Below are 21,410 nucleotides of genomic sequence, written 5' to 3' on the forward strand. Positions count from 1 at the left end.
TATATGAATAAGGAACATTTATATCAGCTTTGTCTGAACTTTATTGAACAAAGAATCCAAACTGCTGAAACAGCATTAGCACAAGCACGTGAGGCTAGTAATGATGATACAAAAAGCAGTGCCGGCGATAAATACGAAACCAGCAGGGAAATGATGCAACAGGATATCGATCGTAATAAACGTTTATTGATTGATGCTGAGGAAAATCGTAAAGTTCTGGAAGCAATTGCGCATGCAGTTCCATCAGAAACCATTAGAGGAGGTAGTTTAGTAAATACCAATCAAGGTATATTTTATATCAGCATTAGTGCAGGTCAGTTACAAACCGAAGGTAAAACTGTATTTGCTATTTCTGCTGCATCACCTATCGGAAAACTGATGTTGGGCAAAAAAAGCAAAGACAGTTTTAGTTTTAATGGTAAAACTTACACCATCCAAGAAGTAGCTTAAGGTTTATTAAAGCTCTTATTAATGCTGTTGTATAAGTTTTTAGCTGTATAAGTACCTGGATCTATAATACGTCTGATAGTCTGTATCGGATAATTTTCATCACGTTTTGTGGAAAGAATAAAAGCAGCTTTGATGCCGTGTTCCTGTAACTTAGGAAGATTAGCTGCTTTAAAAACACCATAAGGGTAAGCGAGATACTCAACCTTTTTACCCGTAATTGCTTCTAAGGTTTTAGATGGTTTGTCAATCTGAGTTTCCCAATCTCCATCAGTAAACTGAGCAAAGTTTTTATGATCATAAGTATGACTTGCGATCGTATGACCATCATCAGAAAGTTCTTTGATCTGAGCCTTGCTCATATATCTGGGTCTGCCAATGGTAACAGTCATGATAAAGAATACACCTCTGAAACCATACTTTTTTAATGTAGGTGCTGCAACAGTATAATGATCCAGATTGTTGTCATCAAATGTAATCATGATTGGTTTCTGGGGTAGGGGACCATCGTGTTTTAGATAATTATACAACTCATCTGGTGAAACAGTATGGTAGCCACTATCAGCAAGCATTTTTATGTGCTGTTCAAACTTAGATGGCGACATGATATCGTCATGTGCACGTTTAGAGTCAGATGCTTTCCATTCCCTGATTTGATGATAACAAAGAACAGGAACTTCTTTTTTAGCTAAAATCTCAGCTGCTGTTGCTTCTTTTTTATTATCCGACCCAGTAGCGATATCTTTAGTTGCTTCCTGATTTGGATGACTTGATTCTGGTGTTTTAACGTTACTTTTTGTTGGACTAGTGCAAGCTGCTGCACAAAGTAAAGCAGCTAAAGAGAATGCTAAAAATAAAGGCTTCATTTCTAATTTATAGTAATTCAGATAGGTTAGAAACTTTTTACAATACTATTGTGTAGTGTTTTTGGACTCCAGTAGCCACTAGCTATAATCCTTCTTACTGTATATAAAGGATAGTTTTGATCGCGTTTATCTGCTAAAGAGAAAGCCATTCTAAAACCACGTTTTTTAAGTTCAGGAAAACCTTCTGCATTCCATAAGCCAAATGGATATGCAAAGTCAGTAACTTTCTTTCCTATAATCTCTTCAATTCTTTTAGTCGGTTTATCTAACTGCTCTTCCCAGTCTTTGCCCTGATATTTTTTGAAGTTCTTATGATCATAGGTATGATGACCAATTGCATTTCCTTCATCAGCCAGTTGCTTAATTTGTTCAGCACTCATGTAATCCGCATATTTAGCTTTTTTGCCAATAGATACCGTCATGATAAAATAGGCAGCTTTGAAACCATGTTTTTTTAGAATTGGATTAGCCTGCTCAAACTGGTTTAAGTCTGTATCATCAAAAGTGATCATGATTGGTTTTTCCGGTAATGATGCTCCAGTATTTAAATATGCATACAATTGATCAGGTAAAATGGTATGATAGCCACTGTCAGCCAGCATTTTCATCTGATCCTTAAAATTCTGTATTTCTACAATATAGTCCTTGCCTACTTTACCATCTGTAGCTTTCCAGTTTCTTACCTGGTGATAACACAATATCGGTACTTGTTTACGCGCTAAAATTGTTGCTGCATCTGCAACCTTGATTTTTGAAACATCAATTGCAGGTGTTTGTGTATCGGTTTTAGCATCAGGAGTTTCTGTTTCAGTAGGAGTAGAAGCCTGATCGCTTGAAGCGGTATTGGTTTGTGATTTAGATTGGCAACCAGCAGTAAAAATTAATGCAGCTGCAACAAATGGTAAGAAAGACTTTTTCATAGCTAATATTTGATACAAAACTAAAAAATCAAATGAATAAAATACAGCTATCGGATTTATTACATACAATATCCTTTTGACGATGTAATATTCAATAATTTTAGCGGCTTAACTTATATTCATAATGAACAAACTTTATTTGCCGTTGGCAGCGGTACTTACTGTTTTTTGCATCAATTCTGATGTAAAAGCACAAACAAAGACTTTTACAATTACTGAATCGGTACAGCAAGCACCGAAAGCGAATTATCAACTGGCTTCAAGATTTTCACCTACGAAGCTTAAAAAAATGATTTATTCAACTGATGTGGATCCGCATTGGCTTAAATTGAGTAATCGTTTTTGGTACGTCTATGAAACTGCTATCGGTAAGGAGTGGTATCTGGTAGATCCTGTTGCAAAGAGTAAAAAGAAAATATTTGATAATACAAAGCTTGCCGCCGAAATCACAACGGTCATCAGAGATCCTTTTGATGCAACTCATCTGCCATTGCAAAATTTAAAATTTTCTGCTGATGAAAAACATATAACCTTTGAGGTTCAAAGCACTATAGATGAATTGAAAAAAGACCGTAAAGATAAAAAGGCAGCAGATTCTATGCAGAAAAAGATTTTTTACTTTAATTACGAAATCAACAATTCAAAGCTTACGGAAATTCCTAATTACACCAGGCCTAAAGCTAAACCTACATGGGGTTCTGTAGCACCGGATTCTTCAGCTATCATTTTTACAAGGAATTATAACTTGTATTGGATGGATAAGGAAAACTACAAAAAAGCTGTTAAAAATGAAGAAGACAGTACAATTGTAGAGCATCAGCTGACTAAAGATGGTGTTAAGTTTTATCCATATGGTAGCAATGGTGATGGAGAGAACAATGAGGAAAATGAGAAGAATAATAAAAAACGCAGACGTGCGAATGTATTGTGGTCGCCAGACGCTAAACATTTTGTACTTAACCGTATAGACTCCCGTAAAGTAAAAGACTTATGGGTAATCAACAATGTAGCTCCGGGCAGACCAACACTTGAAACTTATAAATATCACATGCCAGGTGAAAAAGATGCGCCAGTGTTTGAAGTTCTTTTATTTGATTTTGCCGCTAAAAGTTATAAGAAATTAAATACCGCTGCTTTTAAAGATCAGACTGTATCTGTATGGCCTGCACCCTTATTAAATAAAGACCGTGATAATGAATTCAGACCATCTCTATGGCTGGGGAATAATAGTAAAATTTATTTCCAGCGTACCAGCAGGGATTTGAAAAGAATTGATGTGTGTATGGTTGATATTAATACCGGGACTGTTACCCCTTTAATAGATGAGCGTTTTAATACTTACGTTGAAGTTACTCGCCCGGGATTGGTAAATGAAGGCAAAGAATTGATACATTGGTCAGAACGCGACGGCTGGGCACATTTTTACCTTTTTGATGGTAATGGGAAGTTGAAAAATCAAATTACTAAGGGTGCTTTTCATTGTGAAGAAATTGTGAAAATTGATGATAAAAACCGGGTGCTTTATTTTACTGCCAATGGGCGGGAGCCTAAAGAAGACCCATACTATATGCATCTTTATCGTGTTAATTTTGATGGCTCAGGAATGAAATTATTGAACGCTGGTGATTTTGACCATTCAATCAGTATGAATGATGAAGCCAAGTATTTTGTAAATAACTTTTCGAGAGTAAATACAGTACCTAAGTCTGTGTTAATGGATAACAATGGTAGGGTCGTGATGGATTTGGAAACTGCAGATTTATCCTTACTGATGGCAGCTGGTTATAAGTTCCCCGAACCTTTTAAAGTAAAGGCAGATGATGGTGTTACAGACCTTTATGGAGTAATGTATAAGCCCTTTGACTTCGATTCCAATAAGAAATATCCGGTAATAGAATATGTATATCCAGGACCTCAAACAGAAGCCGTAAATAAGGCATTTACAAAAAGTATGGACAGAACAGAACGCTTGGCTCAGTTTGGATATATTGTGGTAACGGTAGGGAACCGTGGGGGACATCCTGCACGTTCTAAGCGTTACCATACTTACGGTTATGGTAATTTAAGAGATTATGGCTTGGCAGATAAAAAGGCTGCGGTAGAGCAATTAGCAGATAGACATTCGTTTATAGATATCAATAAAGTGGGAATTACTGGGCATTCGGGAGGAGGCTTCATGTCGACTGCTGCCATGTTGGTTTATCCAGATTTCTTTAAAGCTGCAGTATCTAATGCAGGTAATCATGATAACAGTATTTATAACCGTTGGTGGAGCGAAAAACATCATGGGGTAAAAGAGTCTGTTACTGCTAAAGGTGATACTACATTTACCTACAGTATTGATAAAAACCCAGACCTCGCTAAAAACCTGAAAGGTCATTTGTTGTTAATGACAGGTGATGTTGATAATAATGTGCACCCGGCAAATACAATCCGTGTAGCAAATGCATTAATGCGTGCTGGTAAAAGGTTCGAATTATCAATTATTCCAGGACAGCGTCATGCATTCGGGGACCTTACAGAGTATGCTTTCTGGAAACTTGCAGATCATTTTAATAAATACCTGATTGGTGATTTTTCAACATCAGAACAAGTAAGTATTCTGGAAATAGATAGAGAGATTGAGCGTAAACGTTAATTCATATCGCTTTTTATAAGCAAGCTGCTATTTAAAAAGAAAGGCCCTTCGCAATTGCGAAGGGCCTTTTCTCTAACCAAACTTAAACTATATGAAACTTCTATCTTAGAAGTGGAACATCACACCTAATCTAGGAGCAACGGTACTTGCATTTAAACCAAATGTATCAGATGTACTCTTAACTCCTGTAGCTTCATCTTTAAGAGAAAGGTTGTGATAACCTAAACCATCAACTGAAACTTCAATGCCAATTCTTTTTGTAGGATAGAAAGCAAACCCTGGAGCTAATTGAACACCGATTTTAGTAGAAGTACCTAATTTATCACCTACATCACCAGTTACATCATTAACGTCTTTATAGTTTCCAAAAGACATAGGAACTGATAATTGTCCGAAGAATTTAAACTGGTCAGATAATCCTACATAGTAACGGCCAAAAGGAGCAACTTCAAATGCCTGGCTTAAAAGACCTTTGCTAACTTGTTTGTCGTAATCATATCCAACACCAGTACCAATAGCAATGTTATCGCTCACAAAATATCCTACAGAAGGAAGAATGTTAAAATTGATATCTGATTTACTCTTGCCTTCAACTTTTGTAGAGTTAAAACCTACTCCACCTCCTAACAATATTTTACCTTTTTCTGTCTGTGCCTGAGCGCCAAATGCTAATGCTGAAACTGCAACTAATGATAATAATAATTTTTTCATGTTCGTAATTTTTAAAATTTATAATAAGGTCTTTTTGTTATTTACATTCTGACCATTGTTGGTATATAGTCAATGTGTATGCCAATAAAAATCTGTCATAATTGTCTGAAATAGCTGTTTTTATATAATGGTCTTATTTATAGATCAATAAAAGTGTTTATTGATTTATTTATTATTTTAGGATGACAATTGAGATAAAACTGTGACAAATCCAGCGTCTGTTAAAACAGACAATCTGACTTTTATTGTAATTTTGTCAGTACTTATGTTGTCTGTTTTAACAGACATGTTGACAAAATCATTGATCATACTCCTGCATTTTGTTTAAAAAAAAATTAAATTCATAAATCATTGTTGTCCTTTAAGATGTTGTATACTATATGAGATTATTAATAGAAAGAAAACCGGTTAAAGTATACCCAGATCCCAAACGGGTAATCGCAAGATTTTTTTTTAATGGAGCCGACAGAGCAGTAGAAGTTGTTAAGCAAGTTCTTGCGCTATCTGATAAAGAGGTTTTCGGTCTTATTTCTCCTTTATTGCAGGAATATTCTAAACGGCATCGTAATATCACAAAAATCCTTACCCGTCATTGCAAGAAAATAGTTGATTGCATAGAGAAGGCAGGTTATGATTTTGAATCACTTGATAAATATCAGAAGTTACTACTAGGTTCATATTTTACACATGAGTATTCTATTGAATCCGCTGCTTTTTTTAATCCTTCAGCGGTTGAAGACCCTGATCAATCTGACCTTGTTGAAGGTGAAAAAAGATTGATTATTAGTTTTAGGGCAGTAGGCGAAGGACATATTTCTTCTGTAGTCTTTAGAAGAGCGCTGTTAGACCGTGATAACAATATTACAGTCATTCCGGCTGGAAATTATATTGATGAAGCAGAGGTCATTAAAAATGCCGTTTATAACAAAAAGTTATTTCTTAAAAAAGCTGCTGATTCCAGGATCGAAATAGAGGTTTTAGATGAGGTGGGGGAAAAGCTTCAGGATAAATTTGATTATGCTACCTTAAGAAAGATCATATTGGATAGTAAGAACCTACAGGAGGATGATCTGAAGAAGCTGGAATTTGATAAGATCTTATGGCTTTCAGATACCTATCATGAAATTAGTTTTTCAAGAGATACAGATATATCGGACAGGATTATTTTTCCCATTTCCGAATTTGAACGTAAAGGTATTGAAGATGCCCGATTTGTACGTTTTGTTAAGGACGATGGCAGCATTATTTTTTATGCTACATACACTGCTTTTGATGGGGCGATTATAATGCCTAAATTATTGCAGACCACTGATTTTTACGATTTCAAAGTTAGTCCTCTACATGGAATAGGTGCCCAGAATAAAAATCTTGCACTATTTCCGCGCAAAATAAATGGCAAGTATGCAATGATGTCGCGGATTGATGGGTGGAATAATTATTTAATGTATTCAGATAAACTTACAGTATGGGATAATCCTGTAAAGCTTCAATCACCAAAGTTTCCATGGCAGTTTTGTCAAATCGGTAATTGTGGCTCACCAATAGAAACAGAGGCAGGTTGGCTAGTGATTACGCATGGGGTAGGGCCTATGAGACGTTATTGTCTGGGTGCAAGTTTGTTTGATTTGAATGATCCTTCTATTGAAATAGGACATTTAACTGAACCGCTTGTCATCCCTAATACGGATGAGCGTGAGGGTTATGTGCCAAACGTCCTTTATTCCTGTGGATCAATTATCCATAATGGAGAATTGATTATTCCTTATGGACTTTCCGACTACTGCTCTTCTTTTGCAACAGTTAAAATAGACCTGCTATTAAATAAACTAAAAAGTTCAAAATAATTTAGTTAAGAACCTGCTTTTGGACAGAACTAAAGTCGCTGCTCTGGATATATTCGTATTCCATTGCATTGAGCACAATTAAATGTGAAATCCAATAGGCTAATGTACTTTCTGCACCTTGATTGCGGTTTACACCATGGGGTTGTAAACCATCACCACAACCCTTTGTTTCGTGGTCAAAGAGTGGGAGCCGTAGACTATTCTCGCCCAGAAACCATTGGTAGCATAAATGCACCTGCTTGATGTAATTAAGGTCTTGAGTAATTTCATATCCTTTGAAGTACAATAATACCATTGCCATAGTTTCAATGGCTTGTTGATCATATAAAGCCATGTCCTCTCCTTCTTTAAACAACCATCCGTTATTACCTACTGGATTTAAATAACCGTTAATTAGTGTTTTCTCACTTAGAAATTCCATGCTTTCTAAAGCTATTTCTAACGATTCATTGTCTTTAGTCCTCTCATAATGACAAAGCAGGGCGAGTGGTAAAATGGCATTATCGTAAGTCATCTTTTCCTCAAACCAATGCCATTCGTCCTCTCTGTTTCGCCTATAGGCTTCTTTTAAGGGGACAGCCAACTGCTCAAATTGTTCACTAATGTGTTCGTCTCCAGGGTGTGCCTTAAGGTAACTGGATAAACCAATCATGGTATTTCCAATTCCCCGTAAATGCTTTAATTTTTTAAAGTGTGGAACTGATTTTCCAAATAGTTCTCTTGCAAATTCTCTGTAAGAATTGTTCGGTGCATTATTAATCAAATACCCTAATGCCCATATCGTTCGACCAAAAGAGTCTTCTGATCCTACTTCATCTAGATATTCACGTGTAAAACTTAAGAAATTTCTGAAACTGCCATCTTCATTCTGCATATATTGTATATAGCTCAAATACACAGGTAAGAGCTCTAAAGCAATTTTACTTTTGTTTTGTTGGTATGCGAGGATGGCCATTATTAATGCTCTTGAGTTATCGTCCAGACAATAGCCTTCCTTTAGGTTGGGAATACCATATTTAGCATGCTGAACTATTCCTGTATCATCAGTTAATCGCTGAATATGTGCCAGATTAAAGGATGGCATAGCATCAGCATCAATAATTTGTTTATTTGGTCTCTCTTTCTTGATTAAAGATTTTGATATGGCTTCTTCTAATACATCAATGAATACCTGGCCGGTTGTAGGCCAGCGTAAGTGTAAACCATATTCATACGCATTTGCTTTTAATATGTTTAACTTCTCGCGGTCTTCAAAAAGTTCGTTTACAATTTTTGCCAAACCATCAGCGTCTTTAAAGTCAAAAAGGCAGCCTCGGTTGTCTTCCAGTAATTCTTGTGCATGCCAATAGGGTGTAGAGATTACTGCAGCGCCAGCCCCGATAGCATAAGATAAGGTTCCACTTGTAATCTGCGCCTCATTTAAATAAGGCGTAATGTACATGTCACAGGCAGTTAAATAGTCAAATAACTGTTTTTCAGATACAAATTTATTTATAAAAGTAAGGTTGTCTTCCACATTGAGCTTTCGGGCCAGACGCTTTAGGCTGTCGCGATATTCCTCTCCTGAATTTCGGATAACACCAGGATGTGTGGTACCAAGGACTACATACATTACATCAGGGTTCTTAGCTACTATTTTTGGTAAGGCTTCAATTACTGTTTCCAACCCTTTGTTTCTACTGATGAGCCCAAATGTAAACAGCACTTTTTTATCTTTAAATGGCAAAGAGGTCTTCACAGGATTATCTACTAAAGCTTCAAGATCTGGAACGCCATGTTCAATTAGTTGAATTTTACTAAAAGGAATCCCATAAATGCTGGTTAAAAAGCTAACAGCTCTATGACTCATTACTACAATCCTTGCCGAGTGTTTAGCTATTTCTCTGATAATGGTCAGTTGCATATAGTTCGGATCTTTTAATATGGTATGCAAAATAGTGACCAACGGTTTTTGTAGCCTTGCAATAAGGGGGAGGATGTAAACACCATTTTCACCACCATATATGCCAAATTCATGTTCCATAATGCATACATCTACCAAACTGGTATTGATGTAATCAGCAGCACGGATATAATCTTTCTGGTTCTCTTGTCTGATTTGATATTTAACTTCTTCTGGATATTCGTAGCTGTCAATATGTTCAGTATCATTCAGTGCAACTACATAACTATCCTCAGAAACGGTTGTTTTATCGTAGCCTATTGCTCTAACAAGGTTGTGATTAAATGTGGCAATTCCACATTCGCGTGGGGGGTAAGTTGAGATATAAGCGATTTTCATAATTTCAGGGATTCTTATTATGATATTAACAATCTGAAAGGCAGATTGTTCTGTTTAAGTAGTTTTTCTTTATAAGAAACTGTTAAATGTGTGCGTAGTTTTATTTTTCGCAGATTTATTTCATGAATTATTGTATTTCATTTGTATAAATGTGGATGGTTTGAATAAAAAAGCCCTGAATGGACTAATTTTTTTTGATTTAGCTCATTCAGGGCAAATTGTGTGAAAATGAAATAATCTTATTTGTTGTTTAAGAATACAAATTTATGATCGAACATATCCAGTTTTATCTTACTGTCTTTATCCACTTTTCCTGATAAAATCTCTTTAGACAATTCATTTAAAATTCGTTTCTGTATCACTCTTTTTAAAGGTCGTGCTCCAAATTGAGGATCATAACCTAATTCTGCCAGCCAATCTAAAGCCTCTGTAGAAGCTTCAATTTCAATACCCATTTCTGCAAGTGTATCCTGAACATGTTTAAATTGAAGATTTACAATATCTCTTAGCTCAGCACGGTTCAATGGAGTAAACATGATCAACTCATCTATCCTGTTTAAAAACTCAGGTCTGATGGTTTGTTTCAGCAGTTCAAACAACTCATTTTTAGTTTTTGCAACTACCTCATCATGATTTTCTTCATTCAGGTTTTTAAAATTATCCTGAATCAAATGAGAACCAATATTAGAGGTCATGATGATAATTGTATTTTTAAAATTCACCACACGACCTTTATTATCTGTTAATCTACCATCGTCTAATACCTGTAGTAATATATTAAATACGTCTGGATGTGCTTTTTCGATCTCATCCAAAAGTACCACAGAATATGGTTTGCGACGTACAGCTTCTGTCAATTGTCCACCTTCATCATAACCTACGTATCCTGGAGGCGCACCAATTAATCTTGAAACTGCATGACGCTCCTGATACTCACTCATGTCAATCCTTGTCATCGCATTTTCGTCATTGAATAGGAACTCTGCCAATGCTTTTGCCAGCTCTGTTTTACCCACACCAGTAGTACCCAGGAATATAAATGAGCCTATGGGTTTACGTTTGTCCTGCAAGCCTGCACGTGAACGACGAATTGCATCAGATATGGCTTCAATAGCTTCATGTTGTCCGGCCACACGTTTGTGTAATTCAGCTTCCAGGTTTAATAGTTTTTCTCTTTCACTTGAAATCAGTTTTGTAACAGGGATACCTGTCCACCTACCGACAACACCGGCAATATCATCTGCAGTAACTTCTTCTTTAAGCATTCGGCCTTCAGATTGCTGAACTTCCAGCACTTTTTTCAGTTCTTCAACCTTATCTTGTGCTTCTTTTATTTTACCATAACGTATTTCAGCTACTTTACCGTAATCTCCTGCGCGCTCGGCCTGCTCAGCTTCAAGTTTATAATTCTCAATCTGCTCAATTTCATTGTTGATGTTATCAACCAGGTCTTTTTCTCCCTGCCATTTGGCTTTAATCTGATCCCTTTCAGCTGATAGATTAGCAATTTCTTCCGCCAGAGATTTTACTTTATTGGTATCGTTTTCACGTTTAATTGCTTCCCTTTCAATCTCAAGCTGCATTATTTTCCTATTCAGTTCATCAACTTCTTCAGGAACACTGTCCATTTCCAGGCGAAGCTTTGAAGCGGCCTCATCCATGAGGTCAATTGCTTTATCTGGTAAAAACCTATCTGCAATATACCGTTGAGACATCTCTACAGCAGCGATAATAGCTTCATCCTTAATCCGTACTTTATGGTGGGTTTCATAACGTTCCTTTAATCCACGTAGAATCGAAATGGCATCCTGAGTATCTGGTTCATCCACCATTACCTTTTGAAAGCGGCGTTCTAATGCTTTATCTTTTTCCAGATATTTCTGGTATTCATCAAGGGTAGTCGCGCCTATAGCACGTAGTTCTCCGCGGGCTAGGGCAGGTTTCAAAATATTTGCTGCATCCATTGCGCCTTCGCCACCACCGGCACCGACAAGAGTATGAATCTCATCAATGAATAAAATGATGTCGCCGTCACTTTGAGTTACCTCTTTAACTACAGCCTTTAAACGTTCTTCGAATTCTCCCTTATACTTTGCACCTGCAATCAGTGCACCCATATCCAGGGAATAAACAGTTTTTGTTTTCAAGTTGGTCGGTACATCACCTTTTATAATTCTGTGTGCAATACCTTCTGCAATAGCAGTTTTACCAACTCCTGGTTCGCCAATCAGAATTGGGTTATTTTTTGTTCTTCTTGATAAAATCTGAATTACCCGTCTGATTTCTTCATCACGACCAATTACAGGGTCGAGTTTACCAGATTCTGCATATTCATTTAAGTTACGGGCATATTTATTTAGTGCATTATAAGTCGCTTCAGCATTTTGATCAGTTACATGATTATCTCCACGTAAAGCAACAATAGCTTTTTTAAGGTCTTTTTCTGTTACACCCTGATCTTTTAAGAGTTTAGATGTATTATCGTTTACTGAAAGTAATCCCAGCAATACATGCTCAACAGAAACAAACTCATCCTTAAATTCTTTTAAGTACGATTGTGCTTTCTGTAAAGCAGAGTTACTTCCTGAAGTAAGATAGGGACTGCTGCCCGTAACTTTAGGGAATTTCTCTATCTGCTCATCTAATTGTTGATTTATGACATTTAGATTTACATTCAGCTTCTTTAATACATAAGAAACTACATTTTCATCAACAGTAAGCAACCCTTTTAAAATATGGGCTGTCTCAATAGCTTGTTGCTGATTGCCCTGCGCTATTTCGGAAGCCTGTTGAATTGCTTCCTGTGCTTTTATTGTAAAGTTGTTAAAGTTCATAACAGCTATTTAACAAAGTAAATGCCTACTTGTTTTTTTTTATCGAAATCGGAAGTTTTGTCGGTAATTATCAATTGTTTATGACTAAGTTACCTCGTAGTAGCAGTTTTTTAAGAAATAATGTCAGTTATTTTCTTGTAATTAATAAAAATAGGGTTGAATTAAAGTGAGAATTTTGTAGATCATTATTATAATTACAAGATGAATACAGAATAATCTCTATCTGACGACTAGGTTGCGCTACCCTTAAGCTACCCTTGTGATAGGGTTAAGCTACCTTAGGGGTATTCCAACGGTAGCGTAAGGGTAATTCAAGGGTAGCTTAAGGGTAGCGCAACCCTGTAATCATCTTGTTGTTATATTGTAGTTATCTCCTGATTATTCTTTACGCAGTCCAAAATCTGCCCCATAATGAGATTAATTTACAGTCTTTTTTCCTGTAATAATTTGGTGTCATCCAACATTTTTCGGGTTAATTTGCGATCTTTGGAGGCACTTTACATCCTGATGCGAGCTCTGATAAGGAGATTGGGCTGTCATATCTTGCGATACTAATGAAAGAATTTATAAGATTATATCTGGATGCCTATAAAGGGCTATCAACCCCAGCGTGGATGCTGGCACTAGTCATGTTGATTAACAGAAGCGGAGCCATGGTTATCCCTTTTTTGGGTGTTTATATGGTTAATCATCTTCATTTTAGTCTTGAAGATACCGGACTTGTTTTAAGTTGTTTTGGTGTTGGTGCTGTTGGTGGCTCATTTTTAGGCGGCTGGCTAACAGATAAGTTTGGGCATTTTAAAGTTCAGCTGATCAGTTTAATTCTAACTGTACCCATGTTTTTTTTATTACCTGAATTAGATACGGTAGTTAAACTTGGGGTTGGCGTATTCATGCTGAGTATTATTTCAGAAACATTCAGACCAGCAAACTCTGTTTCTATTGCTTATTATTCAAAACCAGACAATATCATCAGGTCTTTTTCTTTAAACAGGATGGCATTAAACCTTGGATTTTCAATAGGACCTGCATTAGGAGGTTTTCTTGCCGCAATTTCCTATACATTCTTGTTTTATGGGAATGCTGTAGCTGCTTTTTTTTCTGCCCTTTTGTTTTTTCTTTATTTCCGTAACCGAAAGGGGAATGAAAAGAAGGTAATTGAACAGGAAAAGGATAATGATGCTCCAAATGCAAACCGTTCACCGTACAGAGATATATTGTTTGTATTGTTTAGTATATTGAGTTGCATATTCGCGATTTGCTTTTTTCAATTGCTCAGCACATTACCACTTTATTATAGAACAATTTATATGCTTTCTGAGGCGAAGATTGGAGTGATACTAGCATTTAGTGGACTAGTTGTATTTCTGCTTGAAATGCTTCTTGTACATATCGCTGAAAAAAGGATGACAGCAAGAGCTGTAATCGTATGGGGCGTTTTGCTTTGTGGTTTATCATTTGTTATTCTTAATCTGGCGAATGGAATATGGGTGTTATATGTGTCTATTTTTGTTCTGTGTATATCAGAAATCCTTGCTATGCCATTTATGGCTACGGTAACCTTACAGCGTTCATCTTTAAAAACAAGAGGTGCTTATATGGGAGTTAATGCCTTATCTTTTTCAGCAGCACATATTTTCTCACCATTCCTAGGTACAAGGATTGCTTCGGAATATAGCTTCGAAACCTTATGGTATGGGACAGCTATCGTGTTGTTGTTAACAGCAATAGGATTTCTTGTTGTTATGAAAAAGATGAAATTGGCTGATTTTTAAATATAAAATTTCTAATTAAGGGTAACAATTTGGTATTCCGGTTTATATCTAATAAACCAAAACCAATATGTTATGAAAAAGCTCATTTCTTCTCTGGCTGAGATTCCATTTTCAATAATTGCCCAGCAGTTTCCAGAAGCACCCATGTGTTTTTATGCTTTAAAAACAGTATTGTCAAATTTTATATTCCAAAATGGTTATAAAACACTTTTGGCGATGGATATGAAAACTCATGGCTGTGTTTTTAGTACAGAAAAACCAATAGCTATTACAAAAGTAGGGTACAGAGCCTGGAAGCCTGGCATTTCATATAGCTTTTCAATTTGGCAGGTAGGTAAGAGCCACTCATTGAGCACCTGTTTTATATCTCCCAGTGATACAGAGAAGATTGAATTTTTTACATTGAGACGTCCTGTTTTTATAGAAAGCGGTAAAACCTATTACATTACACGTACCTATGTCGAAAGCACGGGAAATAACAATCAGAGTGATTACGTAGGTTGGTTAAATAGTAAAGAAAGAGGAACTGTTTATCCGGTGAAGCAACAAATTGTGACACTTATTAATGGTTTTTTTAGCGACGATATCAATCCTTTGCAAAGTGAAAGTATGTCTAATATCCGAACTACTACTTTATTGCCGTTTATAGATTTTGAATATACCCTACAACACAAATGAAGAGTAAATTATTTAATCATGAAAAAGGGTGCTGAAAGCACCCTTTTCTATTTTTGATTTGTTATTTTAATATCTCTGCAAGTCTTTCTGTCTGATGATCAGCTAGCTTTTGCAATGGACCAGATGCAAGCATCTTCATCATCATATTCAGGTCTGCCGATATGATATGTGATGCTGTAGTGCCTCCTTTTCCATTATCTGCTACTGTCCATTTTAATTCCAGATCAAAAGGAGCTTTTTCTGTTGGTACAGCGATCAGCTCTTTGTTTTCTACGCGACTGGAGATTTTAATAGCCAGTTTTGCCATGTTTTGTATCGTAAAACTAGCTTCATCTTCTGTAGAAGACCAGTTGTAGATATTTTCAGGCATAAGTTGCTGGTGATTATTCATATCTGCTAAAAAAGCATATACTTTCTCTACAGGCAAATTGACTTCAGTGGTACTTTCAATAACTGTCATGATGATCAGGTTAGTTTTTCTAATTCATTACCCCACTCTGAAGGGTTTCTACGCCATTTTGTTAAAAGATCAATATCTTTTTCCGCTATAAAGCTATGTTCAGCAGCGTATTCAATTAGTGTGTTATAGTTCGATAATGTTGCATAACGACATTTTGCAGCCGCAAAGTTTTCATCAGCCTGATCAAAGCCATAAGTAAATATAGCTACCAATCCGGCAACAGATAAACCTGCATTTCTTAAGGCATCAACAGCTTGTAGGCTGCTTTTTCCAGTTGAGATCAGGTCCTCTATTACTACTACTCTTTGTCCTTCAATGATCTCACCTTCAATAAGGCTTCCTGTTCCGTGTTCCTTAGCTTTCGATCTAACATAAGCGAAAGGTAATCCCAGTTCCTGAGCCACTAAAGCCCCCTGCGGAATGCCTGCAGTAGCAACTCCGGCGATAAGGTCTACAGAACCAAATTCTTCCTGTATTAATTGGGTAAGTTTTTGCCTGATATAGGTTCTTACAGACGGATGAGAAAGGGTGATCCTATTGTCACAATAGATAGGAGATTTCCAACCTGAAGCCCAGGTAAATGGGGTATTCGGTTGTAACTTAATTGCTTTTATTTGTAATAAAAATTCAGCTACCTTTAATTCAATATCACTTTTATTATACATGGCTCAAAAATACAGAATTCTTTACAATTTGTGTCAACACTACGTTATTGTTATGATCACGCAATGTGTAAAATTGAAGAAAATGCTCGGTTAAATAAATAATTCCTATATGTGCAAATATCGGCAATTATATTTGGCGTTAAAAGAGGTTTTTTGACTTTGGCTGATTATCAGAGGAATAGGGTTTTTTGTTTTGAAACTCTATTGAACCATAAAACTATTTCCATACAAAATTTTGTTATCGTCGTTTATTTTTGAGTCAAAAAAATATAATTCTGTTTTTTGATCATCACTTGGTGGAAAACGCAGTAGTTTTTTTATCCCATTTCTTTTCAAATAGGTCTTATGACCTTTGTGTGCTTAAAATGACAAGTAATTAGAATTGAAATGAAAGAAATTAATATAGAAAGATCTATTACAAACCGTAAAGTCGATTCATTTGAACGTTATTTATATGATCTGGGTAAATATCCATTGCTAGCGATGGAAGAGGAAGCTATTCTGGCAAGAAAGATTCGCAAAGGTGATCAGGCGGCCTTAAACAAATTGGTCAATTGTAATTTACGTTTTGTAATAACCGTTGCTAAAAAATATGAATTACCCGGTATTTCACTGCCTGATCTGGTTTCTGATGGTAATATAGGTTTGATAAAAGCAGCTAAGCGTTTTGATGAAACTAAAGGTTTTAAATTTATAACTTATGCTGTCTGGTGGATCAGACAATCTATTTTGTACAGTATGGGGATAAATAAGCGCATGATACGATTGCCTGGAAATCAGTTAAAAGGTATTCTGGATTTAAGAAATGCAGAGGCCGAACTAGAGCAGGATCTGCATAGGTTCGCTACTGTAGAGGAGATTTCAGAACATATGAATTTGCCTTGTCGACTTGTTTTGGAATATATTTCAAATACAACTTATGCATATTCATATGACGTGCCAATATCAGCAGATGAACCTGAAACGAAATTAAGTATAATGTGTGATAATGAATCAGTCTCACCGGATGGGCAATTTGAAAGTGACACTATAAATATTAATATCGGTTTAATGATGAATGTATTAACTGCAAGAGAAAAAGAAATACTTTGTCTTGCTTATGGAATAGGAGCGGTAAGGTCGTTCGAAAACAGAGAGATAGGAATGATGCTGGGGATTAGTGCAGAAACAGTCCGTCGTGTAAAAGGACATTCATTGGAAAAATTAAAATCAAGGAAAAATATTGCTATAATGAAAGAATACGCATGAAATTAGGGAGAATTCATTATTTTTAAAATTATTTCCAATTTACACAGGAGACAATCATAACCATACAGTTTAGAAGTAAAGAATTATTCCTATGAAAACTTTCAGGATTTACATCAATGATATTACCTTATATATAACTTCGATTATCCCCCAGCTTAATGAAGAAATAGAACAGCTAACTGTTCTTGGGTTTAATTTTCAAACATTTTATGCACAGTTAGATAAGGTTTCTGGTAAAGCTTTTGTTTTGTTGACGGAAGATCCAAAATCTCTATTTAAAAGTATAAAATCAAGCTGTGAGCTTATTAAAGCTGCTGGAGGATTGGTGGAAAGTGCTAAAGGAAATTATCTTTTTATTTTTAGAAATAAGAAATGGGATTTGCCAAAAGGAAAGGTAGAAAAAGGTGAAGGAATGAGGGAAGCTGCGTGGCGTGAAGTAGAAGAGGAGTGTGGAGTCAAGATTTTAACTCATGACGAGAAATTGTGTAAAACTTATCATGTGTATACCATAGGATCTAAAATTGTACTTAAGAAAACAAATTGGTATCGTATGACAGTTAAAGGTGAGCCTAAATTGGTTCCTCAAAAAGAAGAAGGTATTACTAAAGCCAGCTGGCTAAGCAAGAATGAGTTAGAGCCTGTCATTGCCAATACATATCCATCTATTATGGACGTTCTGGAAGCAGGGGAGCTTTTGCCACAACGGGTTTTATAAGTGTGAGATTGCTTCCTTTGGCAAAAATGGACTTACATCGCCATTATTACGAAGAATATCGCGAACAATAGTTGAGCTAATTGCTGAATACTCAGGTTTGCTAAGTATGAAAATAGTTTCCATTTCAGGCATCATGGTCTGATTAATTTGTGCAATGGCTCTTTCGTACTCAAAATCTCCGACTGAACGGATTCCTCTTACCATATAAGTTGCATTGATCTTTTTACAGAAATCGACAGTCAGTCCTTCATAAAGTTGTACTTCAACTTTTGGGCTATCTGTGAAAACTGATTTTACAATCTCTTCCCGTTTTTCTGCAGATAAATAGCTTTGTTTAGAGCTGTTTAATCCTATGCCTACTACAATTTTATCAAATAAAGGTAATGCACGTTTAAGTATATCAACATGTGCAATGGTTATTGGGTCGAATGAACCAGGGAATAATGCAATCCTCATATTGGTTGGGGTTTTTCAAAAAAGCTAAATGAAGAGTTACCGTAACGTCTTGTTTCTTTATATCCGGGTTGGTCTTTCATTTTAAGTAAAGATGGATGTTCTACTATTAACAAACCATTATCAGTAAGTAAGTTATTACGCATTACCAGTTCTGGAATAAGTGGGATTGTACTCAGGTCATACGGTGGATCCGCAAAAATAATCTGATAAACATGTTTGTCACTTTCCAGAAATTTAAAGACATCAGCTTTTTGAACATCAATTTCTGTAAGGTCATATTTTTTTATGACTGACTTTAGCCAAAATACACAACCAGAATGCTTATCTACTGAAGTAACATGTTTAATTCCTCTCGAAGCAAATTCTATACTAATGCTACCGGTACCACTAAACAAATCGAGAACATTACATTCTTCAAAATCATAGGTATTATAAAGTATGTTGAACAGGGCTTCTTTTGCCATGTCTGTAGTAGGTCTGACAGGTAAACTCTCAGGTGCATGAAAGCGGATCCCTTTTAATTTCCCTCCAATTATTCGCATATATCAAGGGCTAAAAGACTACTGTAATAATGAGCAGGCATATCATCTAGAATTCGGTGATCAATTTCCTTTACAGGAGGTAAATTGAAAGTAATGGTATTAAAATATTTTTCAATGCACTGGTAGCTTTCGTCACCAATATGAATGATACCACTTAACCTGACTTCAGTATCTGAAGTATCTATGTTGATTTGACTGATGATCAGCAGCAGATAGTAATTGAATTCTTCTGCATTATCAATCTGGTAATAGTTTTGAAAGATTAATTTTTCACCTGTAGTATATAATACATTAAAACATGTTGCAGTGAAATCCAATGTCAAAATGGTTTTATCCTTTTCTGAAGCCAATGCAAGAACAGGTGCATTTTGAGTATACAGTCTGCAGTCTTTTAGTGATGTAGTAAGTACATCTTCTGTAAATTGTTGCAGGCTAAAGATAGAAGTAAAACCAAAGCTGTTAAATGGCCTTGTGTATAAATTATTAGAATGATCGGTGGTGAAAAAACTTGTGTATTGCATTAATTGCTCCGGATCATAGAGCGCATTAGGAATATTTATGTTATTTTCTGTATAAACAGCAGCTTTGATTTCATTAAATGACAACGTTAAATAGATGTCATTTTTAAGTTTTGCTGCTAATCGTACCGGAACATTGTCACATTCCTGTTCATCGTATACTGCTTTAAGTTGTCTGCAGCTTTTATCAATGATGGCGTAAGAGAAACTATCTGGTGTTATTTTTAACAACAGGTCGCAATCTGCAGCCGTATTCAGGTCAAATTCCGGATCAACCAGTAGTATGCTGTTTTTATTATCCATATTAGCAAAATTAATCCTTTTTTCTATAAGATCACCATCGCATATTTGTTAAATGGATAAAGCAGCAATTATTGAAGCTTCTTATGAATTCAATCCGACAGCGGAACAGCGTGATTTTTGTAAGGAAATGGCTTCTTTTTTATCGCATGATTTAGGGAATCAGTGTTTTATATTGAGAGGTTATGCGGGGACGGGTAAAACTACTTCTGTGGGCGCTTTGGTAAAAGCACTAACAAAATTTAAATTCCGGGCGGTATTATTAGCGCCAACAGGAAGAGCAGCCAAGGTAATGAGCAATTATACTGGTCGAAAAGCACTTACTATACACAAGAAAATATATAGAAAACGTTCTGCAGTTGGTACAGATTTATCCTTTCAGATAGCGCCCAATATAGCCGAGCATACCTTATTTATTATTGATGAAGCCTCTATGGTTGCTGACGAATGGATTACTCAGACTGGGTCATCTTTTTTAAAGGACCTGATGGAGTTTGTTTATAATGGAAAAAATTGTGCGGCGATGTTTGTGGGGGATACAGCCCAATTACCTCCCGTAGGAAGTATTGATAGTCCGGCTTTAAATGCTGAGTATATGGCTGCTAATTTTGGTATGCAGGTTAAATCTGTAGAACTTAAAGAGGTTGTAAGGCAAGAAAAGGAATCGGGTATATTGGCCAATGCAACTATGCTGAGAAAGTTGATTGGTGACCTGGAAGAGGAGGAGGATGGGGACGTGGTGCTACCGAAATTCATGACTAAGAATTATAAGGATATCTTTAGAATGACCGGTTTAAAACTGGTTGAGGGATTAGAATATGCTTATAGTAAGTTCGGTATTGAGAATTCACTTGTAGTATGTCGTTCAAATAAATCAGCTAATGTTTATAACCAGCAGATCAGAGCTCGTTTACTTTACCGGGAAGAGGAGCTGACTGGTGGGGATCAGATTATGGTGGTAAGGAACAATTACTTCTGGCTGCCGGAAAATGAGTCTACCGCCTTTATTGCCAATGGTGACATGGCCAGAATTGTGCGGGTTCGACGCACAGAAGAAAGATATGGTTTTCGTTTTGCAGAGGTACAATTGGAGTTTTTAGATTTTCCGGAGGTAGGAGCTGTTACCTGTAAAGTGATGCTGGATACTTTAACGGTCGAAGCCCCAAATTTATCTTATGAGCAGAATAGCAAGCTATTTGAGGAATTAAACCTGGATTATGAACATATTAAAAATAAGCGGGATAGGTTTAATGCAATTAAGGAAGATCCTTATTATAATGCTCTACAAATCAAGTTCGCTTATGCAGTTACATGTCATAAAGCACAAGGGGGACAATGGGATGCTGTATTTGTAGATCAAGGATATTTGACTGATGATATGGTAGATATGGATTTTCTAAGATGGTTGTACACAGGTGTAACAAGAGCAAAAAAAGAATTATTTTTAGTTAATTTTGCTTCTAATTTATTTTTGGCTGCAGCTGAGGATGAATTTTAATACTAAACCTCTGC

18 protein-coding genes are annotated in these 21,410 nt (G+C 36.1%); 8 read left to right on the forward strand and 10 right to left on the reverse strand.

Annotated elements, in window-relative coordinates:
* Positions 1–3: 3 nt before the first annotated feature.
* Positions 4–450 carry a 3-oxoacyl-ACP synthase gene (locus tag ABDJ41_RS11805; RefSeq protein ID WP_349786214.1) on the forward strand — a complete coding sequence of 149 codons (447 nt, stop codon included), beginning with the start codon at positions 4–6 and terminating at the stop codon, positions 448–450.
* On the opposite strand, the gene ABDJ41_RS11810 is transcribed toward ABDJ41_RS11805, so the two are convergent.
* Together ABDJ41_RS11810 and ABDJ41_RS11815 are read right to left on the reverse strand one after the other, a co-directional pair.
* Positions 447–1,313 carry a polysaccharide deacetylase family protein gene (locus ABDJ41_RS11810; protein WP_349786215.1) on the reverse strand — a complete coding sequence of 289 codons (867 nt, stop codon included), beginning with the start codon at positions 1,311–1,313 and terminating at the stop codon, positions 447–449. The genes ABDJ41_RS11805 and ABDJ41_RS11810 overlap by 4 nt on opposite strands.
* 26 nt (positions 1,314–1,339) lie before the next feature.
* The gene (locus ABDJ41_RS11815) at positions 1,340–2,233 is read right to left on the reverse strand and encodes a polysaccharide deacetylase family protein (RefSeq protein WP_349786216.1); all 894 of its coding nucleotides are present in this window, start codon (positions 2,231–2,233) and stop codon (positions 1,340–1,342) included.
* A 124-nt stretch (positions 2,234–2,357) separates the two neighbouring features.
* Between ABDJ41_RS11815 and ABDJ41_RS11820 the strand changes: the two genes are divergently transcribed.
* A complete protein-coding gene (locus ABDJ41_RS11820; protein WP_349786217.1) occupies positions 2,358–4,871 on the forward strand; it encodes a S9 family peptidase in 2,514 nt (837 codons plus the stop codon).
* Positions 4,872–4,976: 105 nt separating this feature from the next.
* On the opposite strand, the gene ABDJ41_RS11825 is transcribed toward ABDJ41_RS11820, so the two are convergent.
* The gene (locus ABDJ41_RS11825; protein WP_349786218.1) at positions 4,977–5,582 is read right to left on the reverse strand and encodes an outer membrane beta-barrel protein; all 606 of its coding nucleotides are present in this window, start codon (positions 5,580–5,582) and stop codon (positions 4,977–4,979) included.
* A gap of 380 nt (positions 5,583–5,962) precedes the next feature.
* Here ABDJ41_RS11825 and ABDJ41_RS11830 point away from each other — a divergent pair, with 380 nt between their 5' ends.
* Entirely contained in the window at positions 5,963–7,426 is a 1,464-nt protein-coding gene (locus tag ABDJ41_RS11830) for a glycoside hydrolase family 130 protein (RefSeq protein ID WP_349786219.1), read from the forward strand.
* Between the two features lies 1 nt (position 7,427).
* On the opposite strand, the gene ABDJ41_RS11835 is transcribed toward ABDJ41_RS11830, so the two are convergent.
* Positions 7,428–9,707, reverse strand: coding sequence for a glycosyltransferase family 4 protein (locus ABDJ41_RS11835; RefSeq protein ID WP_349786220.1), 2,280 nt, complete (start codon positions 9,705–9,707; stop codon positions 7,428–7,430).
* 239 nt (positions 9,708–9,946) lie between these two features.
* Positions 9,947–12,541 carry an ATP-dependent chaperone ClpB gene (clpB, locus tag ABDJ41_RS11840; RefSeq protein WP_349786221.1) on the reverse strand — a complete coding sequence of 865 codons (2,595 nt, stop codon included), beginning with the start codon at positions 12,539–12,541 and terminating at the stop codon, positions 9,947–9,949.
* Between the two features lie 554 nt (positions 12,542–13,095).
* Between clpB and ABDJ41_RS11845 the strand changes: the two genes are divergently transcribed.
* Together ABDJ41_RS11845 and ABDJ41_RS11850 are read left to right on the forward strand one after the other, a co-directional pair.
* A complete protein-coding gene (locus ABDJ41_RS11845; RefSeq protein WP_349786222.1) occupies positions 13,096–14,316 on the forward strand; it encodes an MFS transporter in 1,221 nt (406 codons plus the stop codon).
* Between the two features lie 72 nt (positions 14,317–14,388).
* Positions 14,389–14,994 carry a hypothetical protein gene (locus tag ABDJ41_RS11850; protein ID WP_349786223.1) on the forward strand — a complete coding sequence of 202 codons (606 nt, stop codon included), beginning with the start codon at positions 14,389–14,391 and terminating at the stop codon, positions 14,992–14,994.
* A gap of 61 nt (positions 14,995–15,055) precedes the next feature.
* Here ABDJ41_RS11850 and ABDJ41_RS11855 read toward each other — a convergent pair whose 3' ends face one another.
* The gene (locus ABDJ41_RS11855) at positions 15,056–15,454 is read right to left on the reverse strand and encodes an SRPBCC family protein (protein ID WP_349786224.1); all 399 of its coding nucleotides are present in this window, start codon (positions 15,452–15,454) and stop codon (positions 15,056–15,058) included.
* Between the two features lie 5 nt (positions 15,455–15,459).
* The gene (pyrE, locus tag ABDJ41_RS11860; RefSeq protein WP_349786225.1) at positions 15,460–16,119 is read right to left on the reverse strand and encodes an orotate phosphoribosyltransferase; all 660 of its coding nucleotides are present in this window, start codon (positions 16,117–16,119) and stop codon (positions 15,460–15,462) included.
* Between the two features lie 387 nt (positions 16,120–16,506).
* Here pyrE and ABDJ41_RS11865 point away from each other — a divergent pair, with 387 nt between their 5' ends.
* Together ABDJ41_RS11865 and ABDJ41_RS11870 are read left to right on the forward strand one after the other, a co-directional pair.
* Complete coding sequence (locus ABDJ41_RS11865; RefSeq protein WP_349786226.1) at positions 16,507–17,367, forward strand: sigma-70 family RNA polymerase sigma factor; 861 nt, start codon at positions 16,507–16,509, stop codon at positions 17,365–17,367.
* A 91-nt stretch (positions 17,368–17,458) separates the two neighbouring features.
* Positions 17,459–18,082, forward strand: a complete 624-nt coding sequence (locus ABDJ41_RS11870; RefSeq protein WP_349786227.1) for an NUDIX hydrolase — start codon at positions 17,459–17,461, stop codon at positions 18,080–18,082.
* On the opposite strand, the gene coaD is transcribed toward ABDJ41_RS11870, so the two are convergent.
* From coaD to ABDJ41_RS11885, 3 genes are read right to left on the reverse strand one after another with little or no spacing between them, the layout of a single operon-like run.
* Positions 18,077–18,538: a pantetheine-phosphate adenylyltransferase gene (gene coaD, locus ABDJ41_RS11875; RefSeq protein ID WP_349786228.1), complete on the reverse strand. Its 462-nt coding sequence runs from the start codon at positions 18,536–18,538 to the stop codon at positions 18,077–18,079. The two genes, ABDJ41_RS11870 and coaD, sit on opposite strands and share 6 nt — an antisense overlap.
* Positions 18,535–19,080 carry an RsmD family RNA methyltransferase gene (locus tag ABDJ41_RS11880; protein ID WP_349786229.1) on the reverse strand — a complete coding sequence of 182 codons (546 nt, stop codon included), beginning with the start codon at positions 19,078–19,080 and terminating at the stop codon, positions 18,535–18,537. The genes coaD and ABDJ41_RS11880 overlap by 4 nt, the downstream gene beginning before the upstream one ends.
* Positions 19,071–19,901, reverse strand: coding sequence for a DUF3822 family protein (locus tag ABDJ41_RS11885; RefSeq protein ID WP_349786230.1), 831 nt, complete (start codon positions 19,899–19,901; stop codon positions 19,071–19,073). The genes ABDJ41_RS11880 and ABDJ41_RS11885 overlap by 10 nt, the downstream gene beginning before the upstream one ends.
* Positions 19,902–19,953: 52 nt before the next feature.
* On the opposite strand from ABDJ41_RS11885, the gene ABDJ41_RS11890 reads away from it, so the two are divergent.
* Entirely contained in the window at positions 19,954–21,396 is a 1,443-nt protein-coding gene (locus ABDJ41_RS11890) for an ATP-dependent DNA helicase (protein ID WP_349786231.1), read from the forward strand.
* The last annotated feature ends 14 nt before the right edge of the window (positions 21,397–21,410 follow it).

The organism is Pedobacter sp. ASV1-7 (assembly GCF_040203335.1).
In the GTDB taxonomy this organism is placed as follows: Bacteria; Bacteroidota; Bacteroidia; order Sphingobacteriales; family Sphingobacteriaceae; genus Pedobacter.

Coding starts and splice junctions, on each gene's coding strand:
- ABDJ41_RS11885 (WP_349786230.1), bottom strand. CDS start 19,901: ATGGATAATAAAAACAGCATACTACTGGTTGATCCGGAATTTGACCTG.
- ABDJ41_RS11815 (WP_349786216.1), bottom strand. CDS start 2,233: ATGAAAAAGTCTTTCTTACCATTTGTTGCAGCTGCATTAATTTTTACT.
- ABDJ41_RS11810 (WP_349786215.1), bottom strand. CDS start 1,313: ATGAAGCCTTTATTTTTAGCATTCTCTTTAGCTGCTTTACTTTGTGCA.
- ABDJ41_RS11820 (WP_349786217.1), top strand. CDS start 2,358: ATGAACAAACTTTATTTGCCGTTGGCAGCGGTACTTACTGTTTTTTGC.
- ABDJ41_RS11845 (WP_349786222.1), top strand. CDS start 13,096: ATGAAAGAATTTATAAGATTATATCTGGATGCCTATAAAGGGCTATCA.
- pyrE (WP_349786225.1), bottom strand. CDS start 16,119: ATGTATAATAAAAGTGATATTGAATTAAAGGTAGCTGAATTTTTATTA.
- ABDJ41_RS11830 (WP_349786219.1), top strand. CDS start 5,963: ATGAGATTATTAATAGAAAGAAAACCGGTTAAAGTATACCCAGATCCC.
- ABDJ41_RS11890 (WP_349786231.1), top strand. CDS start 19,954: ATGGATAAAGCAGCAATTATTGAAGCTTCTTATGAATTCAATCCGACA.
- ABDJ41_RS11880 (WP_349786229.1), bottom strand. CDS start 19,080: ATGCGAATAATTGGAGGGAAATTAAAAGGGATCCGCTTTCATGCACCT.
- ABDJ41_RS11835 (WP_349786220.1), bottom strand. CDS start 9,707: ATGAAAATCGCTTATATCTCAACTTACCCCCCACGCGAATGTGGAATT.
- ABDJ41_RS11805 (WP_349786214.1), top strand. CDS start 4: ATGAATAAGGAACATTTATATCAGCTTTGTCTGAACTTTATTGAACAA.
- ABDJ41_RS11825 (WP_349786218.1), bottom strand. CDS start 5,582: ATGAAAAAATTATTATTATCATTAGTTGCAGTTTCAGCATTAGCATTT.
- coaD (WP_349786228.1), bottom strand. CDS start 18,538: ATGAGGATTGCATTATTCCCTGGTTCATTCGACCCAATAACCATTGCA.
- ABDJ41_RS11855 (WP_349786224.1), bottom strand. CDS start 15,454: ATGACAGTTATTGAAAGTACCACTGAAGTCAATTTGCCTGTAGAGAAA.
- ABDJ41_RS11865 (WP_349786226.1), top strand. CDS start 16,507: ATGAAAGAAATTAATATAGAAAGATCTATTACAAACCGTAAAGTCGAT.
- ABDJ41_RS11870 (WP_349786227.1), top strand. CDS start 17,459: ATGAAAACTTTCAGGATTTACATCAATGATATTACCTTATATATAACT.
- ABDJ41_RS11850 (WP_349786223.1), top strand. CDS start 14,389: ATGAAAAAGCTCATTTCTTCTCTGGCTGAGATTCCATTTTCAATAATT.
- clpB (WP_349786221.1), bottom strand. CDS start 12,541: ATGAACTTTAACAACTTTACAATAAAAGCACAGGAAGCAATTCAACAG.